The sequence below is a fragment of the Pseudomonas gingeri genome (genome assembly GCF_013386115.1).
In the GTDB taxonomy this organism is placed as follows: Bacteria; Pseudomonadota; Gammaproteobacteria; order Pseudomonadales; family Pseudomonadaceae; genus Aquipseudomonas; species Aquipseudomonas gingeri.
The window spans coordinates 502396-524841 of the sequence record NZ_JACAOR010000005.1 but is presented as its reverse complement, the minus strand read 5'-3'; the positions used below and the strand labels follow the sequence as shown (position 1 = coordinate 524841).

Here is a 22446-nt window from a genome sequence, read left to right as displayed (position 1 = left end):
CACTTTTCTGTTAGAATGTTCGGCTTTCTTTAACACTCTAGGTGAAACGTCCATGCAGCCCATGCTGAATATCGCGCTGCGCGCCGCCCGCAGCGCCAGTGAATTGATTTTCCGCTCCATCGAGCGCCTGGATACCATCAAGGTCGACGAAAAAGACGCCAAGGACTACGTGTCCGAGGTTGATCGTGCTGCCGAGCAGAAAATCATCGACGCTCTGCGCAAAGCGTATCCGACCCACGCCATCCGCGGTGAAGAAACCGGTTTCCACGCCGGTAGCGGCGAAGGCGAAGAATACCTGTGGATCATCGACCCACTTGATGGCACCACCAACTTCCTGCGCGGCATCCCGCACTTCGCGGTCAGCATCGCCTGCAAATACCGCGGCCGCCTTGAGCACGCCGTGGTTCTGGACCCGGTTCGCCAGGAAGAATTCACCGCCAGCCGTGGCCGTGGCGCCCAGCTGAACGGTCGCCGCCTGCGCGTCAGCGGTCGCACCAGCCTCGACGGCGCCCTACTGGGCACCGGCTTCCCGTTCCGCGACGACCAGATGGACAACATCGACAACTACCTGGGCATGTTCCGCGCCCTGGTCGGCCAGACCGCCGGCATCCGCCGCGCCGGTGCCGCGAGCCTCGACCTGGCCTATGTGGCCGCCGGTCGTTTCGATGCCTTCTGGGAGTCGGGCCTGTCCGAGTGGGACATGGCAGCGGGCGCACTGCTGATCCAGGAAGCGGGCGGCCTGGTGAGCGACTTCACCGGCGGTCACGACTTCCTTGAGAAGGGCCATATCGTCGCCGGCAACACCAAGTGCTTCAAGGCCGTGTTGACCGCAATCCAGCCGCACCTGCCGGCTTCGCTGAAGCGCTAAGCGCCCGGCCATGAAAAAAGCACCCCGAGGGGTGCTTTTTTTGTGCCTGCGATCCGGGGTCAACCCCCGGAGCGATTACTGGGCAGGCTGGTTCTGGCTGAGAATCAGGCGACCTTCCTTGTCGACCGGAATCTGGTTGCCCGGATCACGATCCATGCGCACCTTGCCTTCCTTGCCGTCGAGTTGGTAACGCACGTCATAACCCACGACCTTGTCGCTGATGTCATTGACCGTGTTGCAGCGGGTCTGGGTCGTGGTGTAGGTATCACGCTCCTGCATGCCCTCCTGCACCTTGTTACCGGCATAACCGCCACCGACCGCACCCACTACCGTTGCCAGGGTCTTGCCCTTGCCACCGCCCACCAGACTGCCCAGCAGTCCACCGCCCACCGCACCCAGCGCCGTACCGGCCAGGCGATGCTCGTCCTGCACCGGCTTCTGCCGGGTCACGGCAACGTCCTTGCACACTTCGCGCGGTGTCTTGACCTGCGTCTTCACAGGTTCGACCGCCAATACTTGAGCATACTCAGGGCCGCTCTTCACCATGCTGTAGGTCGCAACAGCACCTCCGGCGGTGACACCGACAGCACCCAATACCGCACCCACCAGCAACGACTTGTTCACGTGAACCTCCTGACCATCTCCGCGGGAAATATCCGCATCTCTCCTAGCCTTGGAGCATGAAAAAAGGCGCGAGTTCAATACTCGCGCCTTCTCAGGTGACAGCCGGAGGAAAAACGAACGTCAAGGACGGTCGTCGATTTCCTTCTGGGTGTTGGCCGGAGGAATCAGGTCCTCGCTGTTCAGGTTCAGCCAGATCAACACCACGTTGGCGATGTAGATCGACGAGTAGGTACCCGCCAGCACACCGACGAACAGTGCGATGGAGAAACCGAACAGGTTGTCGCCACCGAAGAACAGCAGGGCCGCGATCGCCAGCAGGGTGGAGATCGACGTCGCCATGGTCCGCAGCAGGGTCTGGGTGGTCGAGATGTTGATGTTCTCGATCAGGCTGGCCTTGCGCAGCACCCGGAAGTTCTCGCGAACCCGGTCGAATACCACGATGGTGTCGTTGAGCGAGTAACCGATGATCGCCAGTACCGCCGCCAGCACCGTCAGGTCGAAGGTGATCTGGAAGAACGACAGGATACCCACGGTCACGACCACGTCGTGGATCAGCGACACGATGGCGCCGACCGCGAACTTCCACTGGAAGCGGAAAGCCAGGTAGATCAGGACGCCGCCCAGCGCCATCAGCATGCCGAGGCCGCCCTGGTCGCGCAGCTCTTCACCCACCTGCGGGCCGACGAACTCGACGCGCTTGACCTGCGCCGGGTTGTCGCCGCCGGTCTTCTGCAGCGCATCCGCCACCTGGTGACCCAGTTGCGGGTCTTCACCCGGCATCCGCACCAGCAGGTCGGTGGTCGCGCCGAAGCTCTGCACGATCGCCTCGTGATAACCGGCCGTGACCAGTTGCTCACGGACCTTGGTGACATCGGCCGGACGCTCGTAGGTCAGCTCGATCAGCGTACCGCCGGTGAAATCCAGACCGTAGTTCAGGCCCTTATGGAACCAGCTGAACAACGCCAGAACGGTAAGGAGCACGGTGACGCCGAACGCAATGTTGCGAACGCCCATGAAGTTGATAGTACGTAACATGGCAGCCCCTTAAATCCACAACTTCTTGAAGTCACGACCGCCGAAGATCAGGTTGACCATCGCGCGGGTCACCATGATGGCCGTGAACATCGAGGTAAAGATCCCGAGGGACATGGTCACCGCAAAGCCCTTGACCGGACCGGTACCCATGGCGAACAGGATGCCGCCCACCAGCAAGGTGGTCAGGTTGGCGTCGACAATCGCCGTATAGGCACGACTGAAGCCCTCGTTGATCGCCCGCTGAACCGTCATGCCCGCCGCGATCTCTTCACGTATCCGCGAGAAGATCAGTACGTTGGCGTCGACCGCCATACCCATGGTCAGGACGATACCGGCGATACCCGGCAGGGTCAGTGTCGCTCCCAGCAAGGACATCAGGGCCAGCAGCGCGACCATGTTGAAGGCCAGCGCCACGGTGGCGATGATGCCGAAGAAGCGGTAGATGGCGATGATGAACAGCGAGACGAACAGCATGCCCCACAACGACGCATCGATACCCTTGGTGATGTTGTCGGCACCCAGGCTCGGGCCAATGGTACGTTCTTCAGCGAAGTACATCGGCGCGGCCAGACCACCGGCACGCAGCAACAGGGCCAGTTCCGAGGATTCGCCCTGGCCGTTCAGGCCGGTGATGCGGAACTGCGCGCCCAGCGGCGACTGGATGGTCGCCAGGCTGATGATCTTCTTCTCTTCCTTGAAAGTCTGTACCGGCACGTCTTTCTCGACACCGTTGACCACTTGCTTGCTGTAGGTGGTGATCGGACGCTGTTCGATGAAGATCACCGCCATCTGGCGACCGACGTTGCTGCGCGTGGCGCGGCTCATCAGTTCGCCACCATGACCATCCAGGCGGATGTTCACTTCCGGGGTACCGTGCTCGCCGAAACCGGCCTTGGCATCGGTCACCTGGTCACCGGTGATGATCAGCCCACGCTCGATCAGCGCCGGAGGACGGTTGCCTTCACGGAACTCGAACTCTTCGGAAGTCGCCTTCGACGCACCCGGCTCGGCGGCCAGGCGGAATTCGAGGTTGGCGGTCTTGCCGAGGATACGCTTGGCTTCAGCCGTGTCCTGCACGCCCGGCAGCTCGACCACGATGCGGTTGGCACCCTGGCGCTGAACCAGCGGCTCGGCCACACCCAGCTCGTTGACGCGGTTACGTACCGTGGTCAGGTTCTGCTTGATGGAGTATTCACGGATTTCCGCCAGCTTGGCCGGGGTCATCGCCAGACGCAGTACCGCCTGGCCATTCAGATCAGCCGGAACAATGTCGAAATCGTTGAAGCTCTTGCGAATCAGGGCACGGGCCTGCTCGCGGGAATCATTGTCGGAGAAGCCCAGTTGAATGGCGCCATTGAGCTGCGGCAGGCTGCGATAACGCACACGCTCCTTGCGCAACAGGCTCTTGACGTCGCCTTCGTAGACTTTCAGGCGGGCATCGAGGGCCTTGTCCATGTCCACTTCCAGCAGGAAGTGCACACCACCGGACAAGTCCAGACCCAGCTTCATCGGGTGCGCGCCGAGGCTGCGCAGCCATTGCGGGGTGGTCTGTGCCAGGTTGAGGGCCACCACGTAGTCGTCGCCGAGGGCTTTACGCACCACGTCCTTGGCCGGCAGTTGGTCTTCCTGCTTGGTCAGGCGCAGCAGGCCGTCCTTGCCGTTGGCGGCCAGGGTGGCACCCTTGACGGCGATGCCGGCTTCGGTGAGCGCCTTGCTCACCCGGTCCAGATCGGCCTGGTTGACCTGCAACGCCGTGCTGGCGCCGCTGACCTGGATGGCCGGATCGTCAGGGTAGAGATTGGGAGCGGAATAAATAAAACCGACCGCCAGCACCGCCAGGATCAGTACGTATTTCCACAGAGGGTATTTGTTCAGCATCACGCCGCCCGCTTATGACGCGGGGCGCCTTGCGCGCCCCGTCGATTGTTGAATGTTGAAACTTAGATCGCTTTCAGCGTGCCTTTAGGCAGAGTGGCCGCGATGGCACCCTTCTGGAACTTCATTTCGACGGTGTCGGAAACTTCCAGCACGACGAAATCGTCGGTCACTTTCAGGATCTTGCCGGCGATACCACCGGTGGTCACCACTTCGTCACCCTTGGCCAGGTTGCCCAGCAGGTTTTTCTGCTCCTTGGCGCGCTTGGCCTGTGGACGCCAGATCATCAGGTAGAAGATGACCAGGAAGCCGACCAGGAAAATCCATTCGAAACCACCGCCCATCGGACCTGCAGCGGCAGGTGCAGCGGTGTCCGCCAGGGCGGAAGAGATGAAAAAGCTCATGTGACACTCCAGTTGCAAATATGTAGTTCTAAGGTCTGAAAAGATCAGTCCAAAGGCGGCACGGGAAGCCCGCGCTTGGCGTAGAAGGCATCGACAAAGGCGGCCAATGTACCCTGTTGAATAGCCTCGCGCAAACCAGCCATAAGCAGTTGGTAATGGCGCAAATTGTGGATGGTATTCAACATACTCCCCAGCATTTCGCCGCACTTGTCCAGATGATGCAGATAAGCACGGGAGAAGTTCTGGCAGGTGTAGCAATCGCAGGTCGGATCCAGCGGCGAATCATCATGGCGATGGAACGCGTTACGGATCTTCAGCACGCCGGTATCGACGAACAGATGCCCGTTGCGGGCATTACGGGTCGGCATCACGCAATCGAACATGTCCACCCCGCGGCGAACACCCTCCACGAGATCCTCCGGCTTGCCAACGCCCATAAGGTAACGAGGTTTGTCAGCGGGCATCTGGCCCGGCAGGTAATCCAGCACCTTGATCATCTCGTGCTTGGGCTCGCCCACCGACAGGCCGCCGATGGCCAGGCCGTCGAAACCGATCTTGTCGAGGCCTTCGAGGGAGCGCATGCGCAGGTTCTGGTGCATGCCGCCCTGGACGATACCGAACAGCGCCGCGGTGTTGTCGCCATGGGCATTCTTCGAGCGCTGGGCCCAGCGCAGCGACAGTTCCATGGACACCCGGGCGACATCTTCATCCGCCGGGTACGGCGTGCACTCGTCGAAAATCATCACGATGTCCGAACCCAGGTCGCGCTGGACCTGCATCGACTCTTCCGGCCCCATGAACACCTTGGCACCGTCGACCGGCGAAGCGAAGGTCACGCCCTCCTCCTTGATCTTGCGCATGGCGCCCAGGCTGAACACCTGGAAACCGCCGGAGTCGGTGAGGATCGGCCCCTTCCACTGCATGAAGTCGTGCAGGTCGCCGTGTTTTTTGATCACTTCGGTGCCCGGGCGCAGCCACAGGTGGAAGGTGTTGCCCAGGATGATCTCGGCACCGGTGGCGACGATATCCCGTGGCAGCATGCCCTTGACCGTGCCGTAGGTGCCCACCGGCATGAACGCCGGGGTCTCGACGGTGCCGCGCGGGAAGGTCAGGCGACCGCGACGGGCCTTGCCATCGGTGGCGAGCAACTCGAACGACATACGACTGGTGCGACTCATGCTTGATCCTCGGGTGCCGATTCCTGGGGTCCGGTCGGCGCGGGGTTGCGGGTGATGAACATCGCATCACCGTAACTGAAGAAGCGGTAGCCGTTGTCCACGGCGGCCTTGTAGGCGGCCATGGCTTCGGGGTAACCGGCGAAGGCCGAAACCAGCATCAGCAGCGTGGATTCGGGCAGGTGGAAGTTGGTGACCAGGGCGTCGACCACATGGAACGGCCGGCCCGGGTAGATAAAGATGTCGGTATCGCCACTGAACGGCTTGAGCACGCCATCGCGGGCAGCGCTTTCCAGCGAGCGTACGCTGGTAGTGCCTACCGCAATCACCCGACCACCACGCGCGCGGCAGGCGGCGACGGCGTCCACGACAGCCTGGCTGACTTCCAGCCATTCGTTATGCATATGGTGGTCTTCGATGCGCTCCACGCGCACCGGCTGGAAGGTGCCGGCGCCGACATGCAGGGTCACGAACGCGGTTTCGACGCCCTTGGCGGCAATGGCCTCCAGCAGCGGCTGATCGAAATGCAGGCCGGCAGTCGGCGCGGCCACGGCGCCCAGGCGCTCGGCATAGACCGTCTGGTAACGCTCGCGGTCCGAGCACTCGTCGGGACGGTCTATATAAGGAGGCAACGGCATGTGGCCGACGCGCTCCAGCAGGGGCAGTACTTCCTCGGCGAAACCCAGTTCGAACAGGGTGTCGTGACGGGCGAGCATCTCGGCTTCCCCCCCCCCTTCGATGAGGATCTTCGAGCCGGGTTTGGGCGACTTGCTGGAGCGCACATGAGCCAGCACACGGTGGCTGTCGAGCACTCGCTCGACGAGAATTTCCAGCTTGCCGCCGGAGGCTTTCTGGCCGAAAAGACGGGCCGGAATGACCCGGGTATTGTTGAACACCATCAAGTCGCCCGGGCGTAAATGCTCAAGCAAATCAGTGAATTGACGATGTGCCAGCGCGCCGCTGGGCCCATCCAGGGTCAGCAGGCGGCTGTTGCGACGCTCGGCCAGCGGATGGCGAGCGATCAGGGAATCGGGGAGCTCGAAAGTAAAGTCAGCGACGCGCATGATGGGGTTCGTCTAGCAGGGCCGGAAAGTTTAGCGGAATTCACCCATATTGACCATGAAAGGCGATTGACCAACGGTAATGGCGTCTCTATACTTCGCCGCCATTGAGCCCTGATGGCGGAATTGGTAGACGCGGCGGATTCAAAATCCGTTTTCGAAAGGAGTGGGAGTTCGAGTCTCCCTCGGGGCACCAAAATTGAAAAAGACCTTGATTATCAAGGTCTTTTTTTTCGTCTGCAGAAAAGCGGCCATCGTCCGCCACACACGACGACAGAGGACCCGGCACCATGGAATCGTCACTGGAAACAGTCGCCCTTTTTGCCCTCAAGCTGGCTTATGAAACCGAAGGCCAGAGCCCGATTTTGCGCGACGATCTGGTCATGAGTGACTATCAGCGGGACGTGTTCGACTTGCTGGTGCGCAACCGCGATGTCGACGCTATCCAGCAGAAGATGAATGCGTGCATAACGGTGGCGCTGGACGCCGTGGGCGGAACGGACAAGCCCCTGGGGCGCGAACTGCACAGACTGGCAACGGACTTCAGCCAGGCGCGGACCACCGAAGAAATGAATGCACCGCTCGTCTTGCTCAAGGACTACCTGAAAGACATTCAGTAATGAGCCGCGCTCACCGTCCCCTCTCATGAATCAGGCGAAAGCCATTCTAAGTCGTTTTTTTTCGCCTCGTTTTTTTGCCGATTCCGCCGCCCGCCCCATGTCCCGGGCAACACCCTTCTATACTCAACGGTAGTCGCGGAAAGAACCGTGCACGTCGCTTTGGTGCCGATAAACCAAAGACAGCGTGGCAAGCTGCCCTTTATGCCCTGAAGAGGTGCGGCAAAGACCGCACCGGGCCCAACAAGATGCCCGCTCAGGGTGCCTGGCCAACGGCCGAAAATGCCACGATACCGTGACGTGGTGTGAATGCCGCAGCCGACACTTTCGGACAACCGACAACCTTGTGGTTTGTCCGTGACCGTGAGGAATGCTGTATGCCTGATGAGATGCTGCACCTGCCTATGGTCAACAGCCTGCTGGAGCGCCACAAAGGCTCCCCCGGCGCACTGTTGCCCATCCTTCATGAGATTCAGGCGGGCATCGGCTACATCCCCGATGCCGCCATCCCCGAGATTGCCCACGCCCTCAACCTGAGCCAGGCCGAAGTTCGCGGGGTGATCAGTTTCTACCACGACTTCCGCACCGCCCCCCCGGCCCGACATATCCTGCGCCTGTGCCGGGCCGAGTCCTGCCAGAGTCGCGGCGCCGAGCAGCTCGCCGCGCAACTGCGCGAGCGCCTGCAACTGGACGACCACGGCAGCAGCGCCGACGGCAGCATCAGCCTGCGTCCGGTCTATTGCCTCGGTGCCTGCGCCTGCTCGCCCGCCCTGGAGCTGGATGGCCAGGTGCATGCACGGCTCAGCGCCGAACGCCTGGATGCCCTGCTCGACGCCTGCCGGGAGGACGCATGATGCCCAGCCTCTATCTGCCCGCTGACTCCCTGGCCCGCGCCGTCGGTGCCGATGAAGTCGCCACGGCCTTTGCCGCCCAGGCCCGGGAACGCCATCTGCCGCTGGAGCTGCACCGCACCAGCTCCCGTGGCCTGTACTGGCTCGAACCGCTGCTGGAAATCGACAGCCCGCAAGGCCGTATCGGCTTCGGTCCGCTGACCGCCGCCGACGTACCGTCGCTGCTCGACGCCCTGCAAGGTGATCCCGCCACCCATCCACTGGCCCTCGGCCCCGTGGAAGAATTGCCCTACCTGAAGAGCCAGCAACGCCTGCTGTTCGCTCGCGCAGGCATTACCCGACCGCTGTCCCTGGAGGATTACCGTGCCCACGGCGGCTTCGAGGGCCTGGCCCGGGCCATCGCCCTCGGTGGCGAACAGACCGCCACCGCTGTATTCGATTCCGGCCTGCGCGGACGCGGCGGCGCGGCGTTCCCCGCCGGGATCAAATGGCGCACGGTGCGTGGTACCCAGGCTGCGCAGAAGTACATCGTCTGCAACGCCGACGAAGGCGACTCCGGCACCTTCGCCGACCGCATGCTGATGGAAGGCGACCCCTTCCTGCTGATCGAGGGCATGGCCATTGCCGGCCTCACCGTCGGGGCCAGCTACGGCTACATCTATGTACGCTCGGAATATCCCCAGGCCGTGGCGACCTTGCGCGAAGCCCTGGACATCGCCCGCGCCGCCGGCTATCTCGGCACCAATGTCAGCGGCAGCGGCCAGGCTTTCGACATGGAAGTCCGCGTCGGTGCCGGCGCCTATATCTGTGGCGAGGAAACCGCGCTTCTGGACTCCCTCGAAGGCAAGCGTGGGATCGTCCGCGCCAAGCCGCCGATCCCCGCCCTGCAAGGCCTGTTCGGCCAGCCGACCCTGGTGCACAACGTACTGACCCTGGCCTCGGTGCCGCTGATCCTGGCGAAAGGCGCGCAGTTCTATCGCGACTACGGCATGGGCCGTTCCCTGGGCACCATGCCCTTCCAGCTGGCGGGCAATATCCGTCACGGCGGCCTGGTCGAAAGGGCCTTTGGCCTGACCCTGCGCGAGCTGGTGGAAGACTATGGCGGCGGCACCGCCAGTGGCCGGCCGCTGAAGGCAGCCCAGGTCGGTGGCCCTCTCGGGGCCTGGGTGCCACCCGGGCAATTCGACACGCCGCTGGATTACGAAGCTTTCGCCGCCATCGGTGCCATGCTCGGCCACGGTGGCGTGGTGGTGGCGGACGACAGTCTCGACATGGCCCGCATGGCGCGCTTCGCCCTGCAGTTCTGCGCCGAGGAATCCTGTGGCAAATGCACCCCGTGCCGCATCGGCTCCACCCGCGGCGTGGAGGTGATCGATCGCCTGCTGGCCGCACCCGACCAGGGCGGTCGCGATGAACAGGCGATCATCCTCAAGGACCTGTGCGACACCCTACAATACGGTTCGCTGTGTGCGTTGGGCGGCATGACCTCCTATCCGGTGGCCAGCGCCCTCAAGCATTTCCCCGCCGACTTCGGTCTGCAGCCCTCGGAGGCCGACCAATGATCACTCTCTTCGACCCGAAAACCGATATCGACCTGGGCACCCCTGCCCGCGACAGCCAGGTGCAGGTCACCCTGACCATCGACGGCCGCAGCATCAGCGTGCCCGAAGGCACCTCGGTCATGCGCGCCGCCGCGTTGCTGGGCACCAGCATTCCGAAACTGTGCGCCACCGACAGCCTGGAAGCCTTCGGCTCCTGCCGCATGTGCCTGGTGGAGATCGACGGCATGCGCGGCTACCCGGCGTCCTGCACCACGCCGGTCAGCGAAGGCATGACCGTGCACACCCAGACGCCGAAGCTCGCCACCCTGCGGCGCAACGTCATGGAACTGTACATCTCCGATCACCCGCTGGACTGCCTGACCTGCTCGGCCAACGGCAACTGCGAGTTGCAGACCGTCGCCGGCCAGGTCGGCCTGCGGGAGGTGCGCTACGGCTACGAAGGTGAAAACCACCTCGCCGACAAGAAAGACACCTCCAATCCCTACTTCGACTACGACCCGAGCAAGTGCATCGTCTGCAACCGCTGCGTGCGCGCCTGTGAAGAAACCCAGGGCACCTTTGCCCTGACCATCACCGGACGCGGTTTCGAATCCCGGGTCGCGGCCGCCGGTGGCGAGGATTTCCTCGACTCGGAATGCGTGTCCTGCGGCGCCTGCGTGCAAGCCTGCCCCACCGCGACGCTGATGGAAAAAAGCGTGGTCGAACTGGGCCAGCCCGAACACGCCGTGATCACCACCTGCGCCTACTGCGGCGTGGGCTGCTCGTTCCGCGCCGAGATGAAAGGCGACCAACTGGTGCGCATGGTTCCCGACAAGAACGGCCAGGCCAACCACGGCCACTCCTGCGTCAAGGGCCGCTTTGCCTGGGGCTACGCCACCCACCCGGATCGCATCACCAAGCCGATGATCCGCAAGCACATCAGCGATCCCTGGCAGGAAGTCAGCTGGGATGAAGCGGTGACCTACGCCGCTGGCGAATTCCGTCGCCTGCAGCAGAAATACGGCCGCGACTCCATCGGTGGCATCACCTCCAGCCGCTGCACCAACGAAGAAACCTACCTGGTACAGAAGCTGGTGCGCGCCGCCTTCGGTAACAACAACGTCGACACCTGCGCGCGGGTCTGCCACTCGCCCACCGGCTACGGCCTGAAACAGACCTTGGGCGAATCCGCCGGCACCCAGAGTTTCGACTCGGTGATGCAGGCCGACGTGATCCTGGTCATGGGCGCCAACCCCAGCGACGCCCACCCCGTATTCGCCTCCCAACTCAAGCGCCGCCTGCGCGAGGGCGCCCGGTTGATCGTCATCGACCCGCGGCGCATCGACCTGGTGGACTCGGTGCATGCCCGCGCCGACCTGCACCTGGCCCTGCGCCCTGGCACCAACGTCGCCATGCTCAACGCCCTGGCCCACGTTATCGTCAGCGAGAACCTGCTCGACCAGGCCTTTATCGACGCCCGTTGCGAAGGCAGCGATTTCGCCCGCTGGAGCGAATTCGTCAGCCGCGCGGAAAACTCGCCGGAAGTCCTTGGCCTGATCTGCGGCGTCGATGCGGCCGACATCCGTGCCGCCGCCCGCCTCTACGCCAGCGCCGGCAACGCGGCGATCTACTACGGCCTGGGCATCACCGAACACAGCCAGGGCAGTACCGCGGTCATGGGCATCGCCAACCTGGCCATGGCCACCGGCAACATCGGCCGCGAAGGCGTCGGCGTCAACCCGCTGCGGGGGCAGAACAACGTCCAGGGTTCCTGCGACATGGGCTCCTTCCCCCACGAACTGCCCGGCTACCGGCATATCTCCAACGAAGTGGTACGGGCGCAGTTCGAACAGGCCTGGAACGTCACCCTGCAACCCGATCCGGGCCTGCGCATTCCCAACATGTTCGAGTCGGCCCTGGCCGGCAGCTTCAAGGGCCTGTACTGCCAGGGCGAAGACATCGCCCAGAGCGATCCGAATACCCAGCACGTCACCGCGGCGCTGTCGGCCATGGAATGCGTGGTGGTGCAGGACATCTTCCTCAACGAAACCGCCAAGTTCGCCCACGTGTTCCTGCCGGGCAGCTCGTTCCTGGAAAAGGACGGCACCTTCACCAACGCCGAGCGGCGCATTTCGCGGGTACGCAAGGTCATGGAGCCGCTGGGCGGCAAGGCCGACTGGGAAGGCACCGTGGCCCTGGCCAACGCCCTGGGCTATCCGATGAACTACAAGCACCCGTCGGAAATCATGGATGAAATCGCCAGCCTGACGCCGACCTTCACCAACGTCAGCTACGCCGCCCTGGACAGCCATGGCAGCCTGCAATGGCCGTGCAACGCCGCGGCGCCGGACGGCACGCCGACCATGCACATCGAGCAGTTCGTGCGCGGCAAGGGGCGCTTCATGCTCACCGGCTACGTGCCCACCGAGGAAAAGGTCAACAACCGCTATCCGCTGTTGCTGACCACCGGACGCATCCTCAGCCAGTACAACGTCGGCGCCCAGACCCGGCGCACCGACAACGTCGCCTGGCACGACGAAGACCGCCTGGAAATCCACCCGACCGATGCCGAGAGCCGGGGTATCAACGAGGGCGACTGGGTCGGTATCGGCAGCCGCGCGGGCCAGACCGTGCTGCGCGCACGGGTGACCGAACGGGTCGCTCCGGGCGTGGTGTACACCACCTTCCACTTCCCGGAATCGGGCGCCAACGTCATCACCACCGACAACTCCGACTGGGCCACCAACTGTCCGGAGTACAAGGTCACCGCCGTGGAAGTCAGCCGTGTGTATCACCCTTCCGAGTGGCAGAAACGCTTCCAGGCCTTCAGTGACGAACAACAACGCCTGCTCGACGAACGCCGCCATGCGCGCAGCACCGGGGCAAAAGCGGAGGTACGCCGATGAGCACTGAAAACCTGATCAAGATGGCCAACCAGATCGCCCAGTACTTCTCCAGCGAACCGGACCAGCACCAGGCCGTGCTGGGCGTGCGCAACCATCTGCAGATGTTCTGGACGCCGGGGATGCGCAAGGAACTGCTGGCCTGGCAAACCACGCATCAAGGTGCGGACCTGCATCCACTGGCGCAGGAAGCGGTCAGTGGGGCGGGGTGGGAGGCTTAGGTACACACAACTGTTTGGGATTACCCCTTGGCCTGTGAAAGCAGGCCAAGGGGCGCTCCTGGAAGCTGTCTGCTCAAAGGCTAGGTCCGCTGGATTGGCAGTGAGGATTCAAGGGTCGCGCAACACCAAGAGCACTCAGGGAAGCGTATTTTTACTCATGACTTTTCCCGCCCCTATCCGCAGATACTCCAACGCATCAACAAACCTCTGAGCCTTTTCAAGACTCAACGTTCTCACCGTTCGCACCTGCCCTCCCTCAGCCGCACGAATGATCACGGCATAGCGTCCTTTGCGAACATTGCTTTGATAGAGGCTGACCGAGCTTATCGAACTAAAATAGAGACGCTGTCCTCTTTCCTTGGTCGTTACCGTCGAACTACCAACCGCAACTGCACCATTACCAAGCGGAGCAGCCGTACCGTAGGTTGTACCGTTTGAAACGGTGCCATCGGATAACGCAATGAATTGCTCCGTCACCTGAACCGACTGCGGCCGGCCCTTGCTGAAATCTTCATAGAATACCTGCTCAACGATATCTATCGCCTGCTGGCGATCCATTCCGGAAACAGGCCTCGGCGTGTACTCAATCTGCTTGTGTCCGCACCCCGTGAGAACCACCACCCACAACAAAACCATCCATACTTTTTTCATATCAATCTTTATCTACTTCTTTAACCTGGCCACATCAATGAGACGAGTGACCGTTAACCCTGTTCTTGTTACGCACGTACAATACCGCCCCACCTGTCGGTGAACCACCTCGACTTTCCAGTTCAAACGATTTGCTTTGGCTGCGAATCAAACCACTGAGTTTGGTGTGCCCATACAGCCGAGAGTCGAAATCGGAACGTAGCTGGCTGATGTTGTTACCCAACGCTCCGAGAGGCGCCCATCCGTCCTCATCGGCAATGTCATCCAGGATCTTCGCGATGAACTCCACCGGCACCTTCGGCTGTTTGGCCGAGGTTGGGGGAGACGATGGCTTCTCTACCTCAGCAACAGGGTGAGCCGCCGCAGGTATTTTCTCCCCCTGCCCGCCCTGCTCAACCGCCACCTCAGCCCGCAAAATCTCGGTATAGATAAACTTGTCGCAAGCGGACACAAACGGCTTGGGCGTTTTCTCTTCACCGAAGCCATAGACCGTCATCCCTTCCTCACGCAAGCGCGCGGCCAGTCGGGTGAAGTCGCTGTCACTGGATACCAGGCAAAAGCCGTCGAACCGGCGCGTATAAAGCAGGTCCATCGCATCGATGATCAGCGAGCTGTCGGTAGCGTTCTTGCCCTTGGTGTAGGCGAATTGCTGGATAGGCTGGATGGAGTGTTCCAGCATCAGCTTTTTCCAACTGCCCAGTTGCGGCGAGGTCCAGTCGCCGTACATGCGCTTCACGCTGGCGATGCCGTATTTGGCGACTTCCTCGAACAGGCCTTCGACAATCGCCGCCTGAGCGTTGTCCGCATCGATCAGCACGGCCAGGTGCTTCTGCTGGTGGTTGTGGGGCGATTTGGTAGCCATCACTCATCCTTGAAAAGTGACTACCTGGGGCGGGCTGACCGTGATCAGGACCCGGCAGGCAGTTCACTACGTCTTCCTTAACGAACATGAAGGCCTGGGGCATTGGCGCGTTGGTACGGCCAGTAGCGTGGGGCTTTGAGGGCGACGCTACTATTTTGACACTACCGCGTCCACAGGTCGGGCTGGGGTTTACGACTAAAGGAAGGTGAGAACGGAGGGGATTCTTGGGCGTTCACTTGAAGCCCGCGCCTTCTGGGCCGGCGCTTTCGTGGGCAAGCCCGGCTCCCACAGGTTCGAGTGTTACAAAGTATTTGTAGGAGTGTTCCGCAAGACTTGTACGAATTCAAACCCGCCCCGACCGAAGCCGGGGCAGGCCACCTCAACAATCCTTACCGCTGATTGTCGAAATGATCCCGTAGAAACTCATACAAGCGATAAGCCCGGAATGCGTTCACTACGAGGCTCCAGGTACGTCGCAGGATCTTTGACATACTTTGGCCCCCCAAGGTGGGCCAAACCTCCAGCGTACTTACCGGAACACGTACGCCTTCAAGTCCACGTGAAGGACTCCATGAGGCGGCCAGGCTGATGGCCCCCTGAGCGAATCCGGCACGGGTTACTAAGCCGTGTCAGGGGGTCCGAAAATGCGCGCGCAGGCCTGGCTGCCTCATGACACTCCTTTAACGTGAGAGCGCCGACATCGTATCCGAGCGCCAGTCTTCAGATGTTTCCATCAGGCTTTTTTTTCGGCGAAGTTCAATCAAGACATTTCAGACTGAGCCAGTCTTTGTTCCAGCCAACCCTCCCGGTGGATGAGCGTTGCACAACACCAAGAGTCTCAGTAACATTGAACCGTCCACGTGAAGGTCTCTATGAGATCAGCAAATCAGTTTCATACTGGCTTTGCGAAAAAAACCGCCCTACTAAGGCGGTTTTTTTTCGTCCCGACTCAGGCCTGCTCGCCCGACTCAGCACGACACTCAACGCCACGCCGCGATTCGCGCAACTGGCGCTTCAGCGTGCGCAACGGCGGCGCATACAGGAAGCCGAACGACACACTGTTCTTGCGCCCTTTCACCGCGTGGTGCAGCAGGTGCGCCTGGTACAGGCGTTTCAGGTAGCGATTGCGCGGCCGCGGACGGAACGGCCAGTAGCGGTGCACAATGCCGTCATGCACCACCACGTAGATGATCCCGAACGCCGCGACGCCGGCGCCGATCCACTGCAAGGGATCGTGCCCGGTATTGCCCAGCACGATCAGGGTGATCGCCACCGCTGCCAGCACCAGCAGGTAGAGATCGTTGGTCTCGAACGCCCCCAGGTGTTCCTCGTGGTGCGAACGGTGCAGGAACCAGCCCCAGCCATGCATCACGTACCTGTGCGCCAGGTAGCCGACTCCCTCCATGGCGACCAGGGTGCAGAGGAACAGGGCAAGGTGGCTGATCATGGAACGCTGTCGGCTCGCGGGAACGTCAGGGAATCAAGCGGAAGAAGGTGTCCAAGCATACCTTGCCGGGCGCGAAAATCGAGCCCTGCCGCGACAGGCGTCGCTGGGGGAAAAGCCCCATATTGGCTATCATCACGCGAACTGCCGGCCAGCACGCCCGTGCCGCGCCGCCCCGTGACGATCACCGACAAGGACGTTCCATGCCCCGCCTCTTCCTGCCCGGCCAGCTCTGCCTGCTCGCATTCACCTTCGCTTGCCTGAGTCTTCCGGCCCATGCCGCGGCCAAGGTTGAACGCCGCTGCGGCTGGTTCGAGAACCCGACACCGGCCAACGCCACCCTCAGCGACCGCGACGGCACCTGGGAAATCGCCAGCCAGGGCGGCTACCAGGCCGAGGGCGACTGGCCGCAGTTCAGCGATGCGCAGTGGGTGCGCACCAACGGCCACTACGGCTATGGCTGCGGCTGCATGACCGCCAGCGCCGATCCCGAAACCCGTCGACTGGACAACCTGACCAAGGCCACCGCCCGGCCGCTGGCGGCCTGTCGCAACGATGCGACTCTGCGCGAGCCGGAAAACCCGCTCGCCCCGACTGCGACCCCCACGTCAGGCCCGGTCAGGGAAATGAAGCCCTATCAGGCCGAAGGCTTCAGTTTCAGCTACCCGAAGGGCTGGAAGGTCAGCAAGATCAAGGAGTGCCTGAACCTCAACCAGCCCAAGACCAGGACCAACGAGGAATACACCCTCAACCTGTGTGTCCAGCACGGCACACTGGAACAGGCCGCCGACAGCATGATCTTTTCCCTCGAAGACGGCGTCTGGATGCGCAGCGCCGGCATGGACTCACCCAGCCCCGTCGACCTGATCGAAGGCCCGGGCTGGAAAGGCATGCAGACGACCCAGACCTGTGGCGTCGGCGATGAAGAGACCGGCTTCCACGCCGCCGGCGGCACCTGCCTGATGGCAATTGTCTACAACGCCAGGACGCAGCTGCTGTTCGACACCGTGGGTTACTACCAGGATTTCGACACCCTCAGCGCGATCATCCGTTCGGTGCGGTTCGACGAGAAGAAGTAAAACAGCCAATGCGATATCAACAGGACCCGGCCTCACCAGCTTCCAAGCATTTCAAGCCGGAAAGGTACGAGCAACTCGAATAACAGTTCATCGCTGATAGGGGTGTCGATGCGCGCCTTCATCCAGCTGATAAACAATGGGGATTGCCGGAGCTGCGACCAATTGGAGATGACCCCTTCGGTCATGATCTTGTACAACTCGGTGTTTTGAGCATTGACATGATCCTTATGCTGCAAGGCCGAAGGCGTGTAATTGTCCGCGCCATAAAAGGGATCCAGCGCCTCGATGATTTGCCCCGCCAGACCGCCCATGATATCGAGTCGGTGTCGATAATCATCGGCGGTTGCCGAGTCTACTTTCTGGAACAGGCAGAATCCGTCACCGAAACCGATGCGCCCGTTTGATGCAGTGACGACCTTGAATAGTGGCCTGAAACCATAGAACTGATATTTGGCGAAGTTGAAGGCTTCAATTGAACGCTGAGCACCGATGGTCTCGGCGAAGATGCCATGTCGATTGAGGCGCCCCCATATTTCAGCGTACGGATAGTCGTTATCCACACCCTCCTCGATACCTGCGTAATCTTTGCAGATAGCAACGTTGTAACGCACGTTGGGTGTTGTATCGAGCCATTCGTTGGTGCCACAGGTGACAAAGCACAGCCGTTTGCGCGCCAGCTCTCCCTGGAGCGATACCTGGTAGCGGCGGCAGGGCTGGCTCCCTTCGATAAAGCCATCCTCGTAACTCGAGTGGGCAACCCGCATGCCCTCCATGTACCCGGCGGTACCTTGCGCCATCTGCGCCAGCAGCCCCGAGGTCAGTTGTCCCACCGGAGCATGAAAGGGATCGATCAGATAGAAGCTGTCACAGATGTTCCAGAACAATCCCACCGAACAGCCCACGTCATTACCTGAGCCGGGGTAAAACAATCGGCGGTTGGCCCCTGTATTGATCGAATGGAGAAAAGCACGTGCGGCGGAAAGGGTTTTCGAGTCCATTGCATCAGCCTCCAACGTCCATGACTGGGCTGAGACTAGACGTCTGCCGGATTACTGCCAGCATGATCCCGTTCGACGAGAAGTAACCGTCAAACCTCCGCTTGCACCACCTCGATCCCCATGCGTCGATAGGCCTCGATATCGTCGCTCACCTGGTGCTCGGTAATCATCGTGTGCAATCGCGAGCAAGGTGCTACCACGAATGGCTCCACCGCGCCGAGCTTGTCGGCGGTGGTGACCGCCACCACATGGGAGGCGCTGTCCAGCAGAGCCTGTTTCACCGCGAGTTCTTCGTAGCGCAGGCAACTGATGCCGACTTCCGGATGAATCGCGCAGACGCCGGTAAACAGCAGGTCGGCCTTGATGCCCTGGATCAGCCGTACCGCTTCATGCCCGCCCACCGCCATGGTCAGCGGGTTCAGCGTGCCCCCGGCGAGGATCACCGTGACGCCTTTGTGTTCGGCCAGGGTCATGGCGATCATCGGTGAGCAGGTGACAGCGGTGATGGACATGCCCGTGGGCAGGGACTGGGCGATCTGCAAGGTGGTGCTGCCGGAGTCGAACAGGACGATCTGGCCCTCTTCGATGCGGCGCACCGCCAGTTGCGCCAGGTAGCGTTTCACTTCGTTGGTTTCGGCGATGCGGGTGAAGTAGTCCTTGCCCGTGTCCTTGGGCCGCGGCAAGGCGCCGCCGTGGACCCGTTGCAGCAGCCCGGCCTGGGCGAGTTCCGCCAGGTCGCGGCGGATGGTGTCCTCCGACACCGCGAAATGCTGGCCGAGGTCCGAGGCCATGACTTTGCCGTCGCGTTCCAGCAGCAACAGGATCTTCTGCCGCCGCAGGTGCGGCAGCTCGGAGGCGTGATGAAGGTTTTGCATGTTTATGCCCGATTACGCACGTTTGTGCCGACTCAGGCATGACTATATACCAGCCAACCGCCCCCGCACCACTCGCCCGCCGACCCGCGGTCAGCCCTCAGGCTTCTTCGCCGGCCAGTTGCTGCCACTCCTGTACCAGCGGGTGCTCCAGCACCTGCGCCACGTAGTCCTGCAAGGCGTCAGGCACCGCGATGCCATAGCGGCGGAAGCGGAACACCACCGGCACGAACATCGCGTCGACGATGCCGAACTCGCCGCAGAGGAAACGGCTGGAAGCGCTCCGCGTGCGCAGGTCGCTCCAGAGGCTGAAGATGCGCTGGATCTCCTCCTTCGTCTCGACCGTCAGCGCTTGCGCCATATCCCCTGTGGATAAGCCGAACGACAGCTGCGTGCGCAGATGACTGAAGCCCGAATGCATTTCCGCCACGGCAGCCCGGGCCAGGGCCTTGGGGATCGGGTACTGCGGCCACAGCTGGGCCTCGGGGTGCAGGTGCGCGATGTATTCGGCAATCGCCAGGCTGTCGTTGATGACCACGCCTTCGGTCAGCAGTGCCGGGACTTTCCCCGAGGGCGAATACTTGAGAATCTGCGCGCGGGTGTTTTCCTGGCCCAGTTTCACCTCGACCACCTCGAAGGAAACACCGGCGGCCCTGAGGACCAGCCATGCACGAAAAGACCACGAAGAGCTGTTGTAGTCCCCGATAACGAGCGTTGTCGACATTGTTTTTACCTGGCTTGCGCAATGGAGTGGGTGCTAAATTTATCGGCCCACCTTTCCCCCGTATTGCACAAAACTGGACAGGGTCATGAGCGAGCATCAGCTTCCAGGGACACCTGACCCCGCCGGGCGGGACTTCTCGCGCTTCTGGCGAATCAGCGAGGGCGACTGCGAACTACTGTCGGCGCGCTACAGCAGCCAGTCATTCGGCCGTCACTCCCACGAGCGCTATGCCGTCGGCGTGATCAGCGCCGGCGTGGAAAAGCTCTATTACCGTGGCAGCTATCACCTCGGTGGGCAGTCCAGCGTGGTGACCATCAGTCCGGGGGAAATCCATGACGGCCTGGCCGGCTGCGACACGGGCTGGATGTACCGGATGCTGTATATCGATCCGACCTGGTTGAACGAAACCGTGCTGGGCCAGCGTGTTGCCGCGGACCATATCCACCTGTTTCACCACGCAATCAGCCACGATCCGCACTTTGCCCAGGTGTTTCTCCGCGCCCATCGACTGATCGAACAGGCCGGCCAGACGCTGGAGCGCGAGACCACCCTGCTGGAACTGGTCAGCCGCTTGTTCCAGCGCGACGGCGTCGGCATCGTCCCGTCGCCGGCCCTCGAGCGGCACGCGGTCACCCGGATCAAGCAGAAGCTCGACGACGAGTTCGAGCGCAGTATTCCCCTGGAAGAACTGGCCAGGCTGGTGGACATGGAGCCGCTGTACCTGATCCGGGTGTTCCGCGCCAATGTCGGCGTGTCCCCGCACCAGTACCAGATCCAGCGCAGAATCGCCCGGGTGCAGCAGTTGCTGCGCCTGGGTACCGGGATTGCCGAAGCGTCCTTCGCCTGCGGCTTCTTTGACCAGAGTCATATGGCCCGGGCCTTCAAGAAGGTGGTCGGGGTGACACCCGGCAGTTTTCGCCGGGCGCGTTGAGCCATCCGCGCAATCGGTGTAACCGACCCCGAGGTTCCAGGCACGCCCCTGTCGGAAACCTCCGATTCCACCGCTAATTTGCCCTCGAGCCCGCGTAATACTTGAGCCCCCCACCTTCGGGATTTAATATCCACGCCGCTTATGTCGAGCACTCAGTCCCGGTTGCACACCTGACCCGCTCAGGGCCCCGCTGAGAAGAAAAACTAGAGAAGGTGAAGCAATGACAGGTGACAACCTGACACCGGGTCTGCTCAAGCGCGGCCTGAAGAACCGCCATATCCAGCTGATTTCCCTGGGCGGGGCGATCGGCACCGGGCTGTTCCTCGGTTCCGCCGGGGTGCTCAAGTCGGCCGGCCCGGCGATGATCCTCGGCTACGCGATCTGCGGTTTTATCGCGTTCCTGATCATGCGCCAGCTCGGCGAGATGATCGTCGAGGAGCCCGTGGCCGGCTCCTTCAGCCACTTCGCCCACAAGTACTGGGGCGGCTACGCGGGCTTCCTCTGCGGCTGGAACTACTGGGTGCTCTATGTGCTGGTGGGCATGGCCGAGCTCACGGCCGTGGGCAAGTACGTGCAGTTCTGGTGGCCCGAGGTGCCGTCCTGGGTCAGCGCGGCGGTGTTCTTCGTGCTGGTCAACCTGATCAACCTGACCAATGTGAAGACCTTCGGTGAGGCCGAGTTCTGGTTCGCGATCATCAAGGTGGTGGCGATTGTCGGCATGATCGCCCTCGGCTGTTACCTGCTGATCAGCGGTGCCGGCGGCCCGCAGGCCACGGTCAGCAACCTGTGGAGCCACGGCGGGTTCTTCCCCAATGGCATCAGCGGCCTGCTGATGGCGCTGTGTTTCATCATGTTCTCATTCGGTGGCCTGGAGCTGGTGGGCATCACCGCCGCCGAGGCCAGCGAACCGCGCAAGGTGATCCCCAAGGCGATCAACCAGGTGGTGTTGCGGATCCTGATCTTCTACGTTGGCGCTCTGACCGTGCTGCTGTCGCTGTACCCATGGGACCAGTTGCTGACCACCCTCGGCGCCTCCGGCGATGCCTACAGCGGCAGCCCGTTCGTGCAGATCTTCGCCCTGATCGGCAGCGACACCGCGGCACAGATCCTCAACGTGGTGGTCCTCACCGCCGCTCTGTCGGTGTACAACAGCGGCGTGTACTGCAACAGCCGCATGCTGTTCGGCCTCGCCGAGCAGGGCGACGCGCCGAAATCGCTGATGAAGCTGAACAGGCAAGGCGTACCGGTACGGGCCATCGGCGTCTCGGCACTGGTGACGCTGCTGTGCGTGGTGGTCAACTACGTGGCCCCCCATGAGGCCCTGGAATTGCTGATGGCGCTGGTGGTGGCTTCATTGATCATCAACTGGATCGTGATCAGCCTGACCCACCTGAAATTCCGCAAGGCCATGGAGCAGCAAGGCGTGGTGCCGGGCTTCAAGGCGTTCTGGACGCCGTTCAGCAATTACCTGTGCCTGGCCTTTGTCGCCCTGATCCTCGGCGTGATGCTGATGATCCCGGGCATCAGCGTATCGGTGTACGTGATGCCGGTTTGGGTGCTGTTCATCTATGGTCTGTACCGCCTGCGCCTGGCGAAGGGTTCGGCCCGCCCGGCCTGACCGCCTGATCGTTCCCACGCGCAGCAAAACGCTGCGCGTCACCTCGCCGGCACTGGACGCGGAGCGTCCGGTCAGGCATTCCCACGCCGGAG

At 62.0% G+C, this 22446-nt stretch carries 21 protein-coding genes and 1 tRNA gene; 10 read left to right on the top strand and 12 right to left on the bottom strand.

What is annotated here, in order from left to right:
• The first annotated feature begins 52 nt into the window (after window positions 1–52).
• Entirely contained in the window at window positions 53–868 is an 816-nt protein-coding gene (suhB, locus tag HX881_RS10350; protein WP_017123694.1) for a type III secretion system regulator SuhB, read from the top strand.
• 75 nt (window positions 869–943) lie between these two features.
• On the opposite strand, the gene HX881_RS10345 is transcribed toward suhB, so the two are convergent.
• The 6 genes from HX881_RS10345 to queA form a co-directional block, all read right to left on the bottom strand.
• Window positions 944–1492 carry a glycine zipper 2TM domain-containing protein gene (locus tag HX881_RS10345; protein ID WP_017123693.1) on the bottom strand — a complete coding sequence of 183 codons (549 nt, stop codon included), beginning with the start codon at window positions 1490–1492 and terminating at the stop codon, window positions 944–946.
• 120 nt (window positions 1493–1612) lie between these two features.
• Window positions 1613–2527, bottom strand: a complete 915-nt coding sequence (gene secF, locus HX881_RS10340) for a protein translocase subunit SecF (RefSeq protein WP_017123692.1) — start codon at window positions 2525–2527, stop codon at window positions 1613–1615.
• Window positions 2528–2536: 9 nt separating this feature from the next.
• On the bottom strand, window positions 2537–4405 hold the full coding sequence (gene secD / locus HX881_RS10335; RefSeq protein WP_177084252.1) for a protein translocase subunit SecD: 1869 nt from the start codon (window positions 4403–4405) through the stop codon (window positions 2537–2539).
• Between the two features lie 62 nt (window positions 4406–4467).
• Window positions 4468–4806, bottom strand: coding sequence for a preprotein translocase subunit YajC (gene yajC / locus HX881_RS10330; protein WP_017123690.1), 339 nt, complete (start codon window positions 4804–4806; stop codon window positions 4468–4470).
• A 44-nt stretch (window positions 4807–4850) separates the two neighbouring features.
• Window positions 4851–5966, bottom strand: coding sequence for a tRNA guanosine(34) transglycosylase Tgt (gene tgt, locus HX881_RS10325; protein WP_167331613.1), 1116 nt, complete (start codon window positions 5964–5966; stop codon window positions 4851–4853).
• Window positions 5967–5980: 14 nt separating this feature from the next.
• The gene (queA, locus tag HX881_RS10320; protein ID WP_177084249.1) at window positions 5981–7045 is read right to left on the bottom strand and encodes a tRNA preQ1(34) S-adenosylmethionine ribosyltransferase-isomerase QueA; all 1065 of its coding nucleotides are present in this window, start codon (window positions 7043–7045) and stop codon (window positions 5981–5983) included.
• A 108-nt stretch (window positions 7046–7153) separates the two neighbouring features.
• Here queA and HX881_RS10315 point away from each other — a divergent pair.
• The 6 genes from HX881_RS10315 (at window position 7154) to HX881_RS10290 (ending at window position 13175) form a co-directional block, all read left to right on the top strand.
• Window positions 7154–7238, top strand: a tRNA-Leu gene (locus tag HX881_RS10315).
• A gap of 94 nt (window positions 7239–7332) precedes the next feature.
• Entirely contained in the window at window positions 7333–7662 is a 330-nt protein-coding gene (locus HX881_RS10310) for a hypothetical protein (RefSeq protein WP_177084247.1), read from the top strand.
• Between the two features lie 374 nt (window positions 7663–8036).
• Window positions 8037–8513 (top strand): formate dehydrogenase subunit gamma, encoded by a 477-nt coding sequence (locus tag HX881_RS10305; RefSeq protein ID WP_017123685.1) that lies wholly within the window; start codon window positions 8037–8039, stop codon window positions 8511–8513.
• The gene (locus HX881_RS10300) at window positions 8510–10072 is read left to right on the top strand and encodes a formate dehydrogenase beta subunit (protein WP_177084245.1); all 1563 of its coding nucleotides are present in this window, start codon (window positions 8510–8512) and stop codon (window positions 10070–10072) included. The genes HX881_RS10305 and HX881_RS10300 overlap by 4 nt, the downstream gene beginning before the upstream one ends.
• Window positions 10069–12957, top strand: coding sequence for a formate dehydrogenase subunit alpha (fdhF, locus tag HX881_RS10295; RefSeq protein ID WP_177084243.1), 2889 nt, complete (start codon window positions 10069–10071; stop codon window positions 12955–12957). Before HX881_RS10300 ends, fdhF begins: the two co-directional genes overlap by 4 nt.
• Window positions 12954–13175, top strand: coding sequence for a formate dehydrogenase subunit delta (locus HX881_RS10290; protein WP_017123682.1), 222 nt, complete (start codon window positions 12954–12956; stop codon window positions 13173–13175). The genes fdhF and HX881_RS10290 overlap by 4 nt, the downstream gene beginning before the upstream one ends.
• Window positions 13176–13310: 135 nt before the next feature.
• On the opposite strand, the gene HX881_RS10285 is transcribed toward HX881_RS10290, so the two are convergent.
• The 3 genes from HX881_RS10285 to HX881_RS10275 all read right to left on the bottom strand — a co-directional run bounded on the left by HX881_RS10285 (window position 13311) and on the right by HX881_RS10275 (window position 16135).
• A complete protein-coding gene (locus tag HX881_RS10285; protein ID WP_177084241.1) occupies window positions 13311–13826 on the bottom strand; it encodes a hypothetical protein in 516 nt (171 codons plus the stop codon).
• A gap of 34 nt (window positions 13827–13860) precedes the next feature.
• Window positions 13861–14688, bottom strand: coding sequence for an NYN domain-containing protein (locus HX881_RS10280; RefSeq protein ID WP_177084239.1), 828 nt, complete (start codon window positions 14686–14688; stop codon window positions 13861–13863).
• 949 nt (window positions 14689–15637) lie between these two features.
• Window positions 15638–16135, bottom strand: a complete 498-nt coding sequence (locus HX881_RS10275) for a sterol desaturase family protein (RefSeq protein WP_177084237.1) — start codon at window positions 16133–16135, stop codon at window positions 15638–15640.
• A 200-nt stretch (window positions 16136–16335) separates the two neighbouring features.
• Between HX881_RS10275 and HX881_RS10270 the strand changes: the two genes are divergently transcribed.
• Window positions 16336–17211: a DUF4087 domain-containing protein gene (locus HX881_RS10270; protein WP_177084228.1), complete on the top strand. Its 876-nt coding sequence runs from the start codon at window positions 16336–16338 to the stop codon at window positions 17209–17211.
• A 32-nt stretch (window positions 17212–17243) separates the two neighbouring features.
• Here HX881_RS10270 and HX881_RS10265 read toward each other — a convergent pair whose 3' ends face one another.
• The 3 genes from HX881_RS10265 to HX881_RS10255 all read right to left on the bottom strand — a co-directional run bounded on the left by HX881_RS10265 (window position 17244) and on the right by HX881_RS10255 (window position 19805).
• Window positions 17244–18209 (bottom strand): hypothetical protein, encoded by a 966-nt coding sequence (locus HX881_RS10265; protein WP_177084226.1) that lies wholly within the window; start codon window positions 18207–18209, stop codon window positions 17244–17246.
• Window positions 18210–18298: 89 nt separating this feature from the next.
• On the bottom strand, window positions 18299–19084 hold the full coding sequence (locus HX881_RS10260; protein WP_017123675.1) for a DeoR/GlpR family DNA-binding transcription regulator: 786 nt from the start codon (window positions 19082–19084) through the stop codon (window positions 18299–18301).
• A gap of 97 nt (window positions 19085–19181) precedes the next feature.
• Window positions 19182–19805, bottom strand: coding sequence for a glutathione S-transferase family protein (locus HX881_RS10255; protein WP_177084224.1), 624 nt, complete (start codon window positions 19803–19805; stop codon window positions 19182–19184).
• A gap of 85 nt (window positions 19806–19890) precedes the next feature.
• On the opposite strand from HX881_RS10255, the gene HX881_RS10250 reads away from it, so the two are divergent.
• Both HX881_RS10250 and HX881_RS10245 read left to right on the top strand, forming a co-directional pair.
• Window positions 19891–20736, top strand: a complete 846-nt coding sequence (locus tag HX881_RS10250; protein WP_177084222.1) for a helix-turn-helix transcriptional regulator — start codon at window positions 19891–19893, stop codon at window positions 20734–20736.
• Window positions 20737–20956: 220 nt separating this feature from the next.
• Window positions 20957–22354 (top strand): amino acid permease, encoded by a 1398-nt coding sequence (locus HX881_RS10245; RefSeq protein WP_177084220.1) that lies wholly within the window; start codon window positions 20957–20959, stop codon window positions 22352–22354.
• The last annotated feature ends 92 nt before the right edge of the window (window positions 22355–22446 follow it).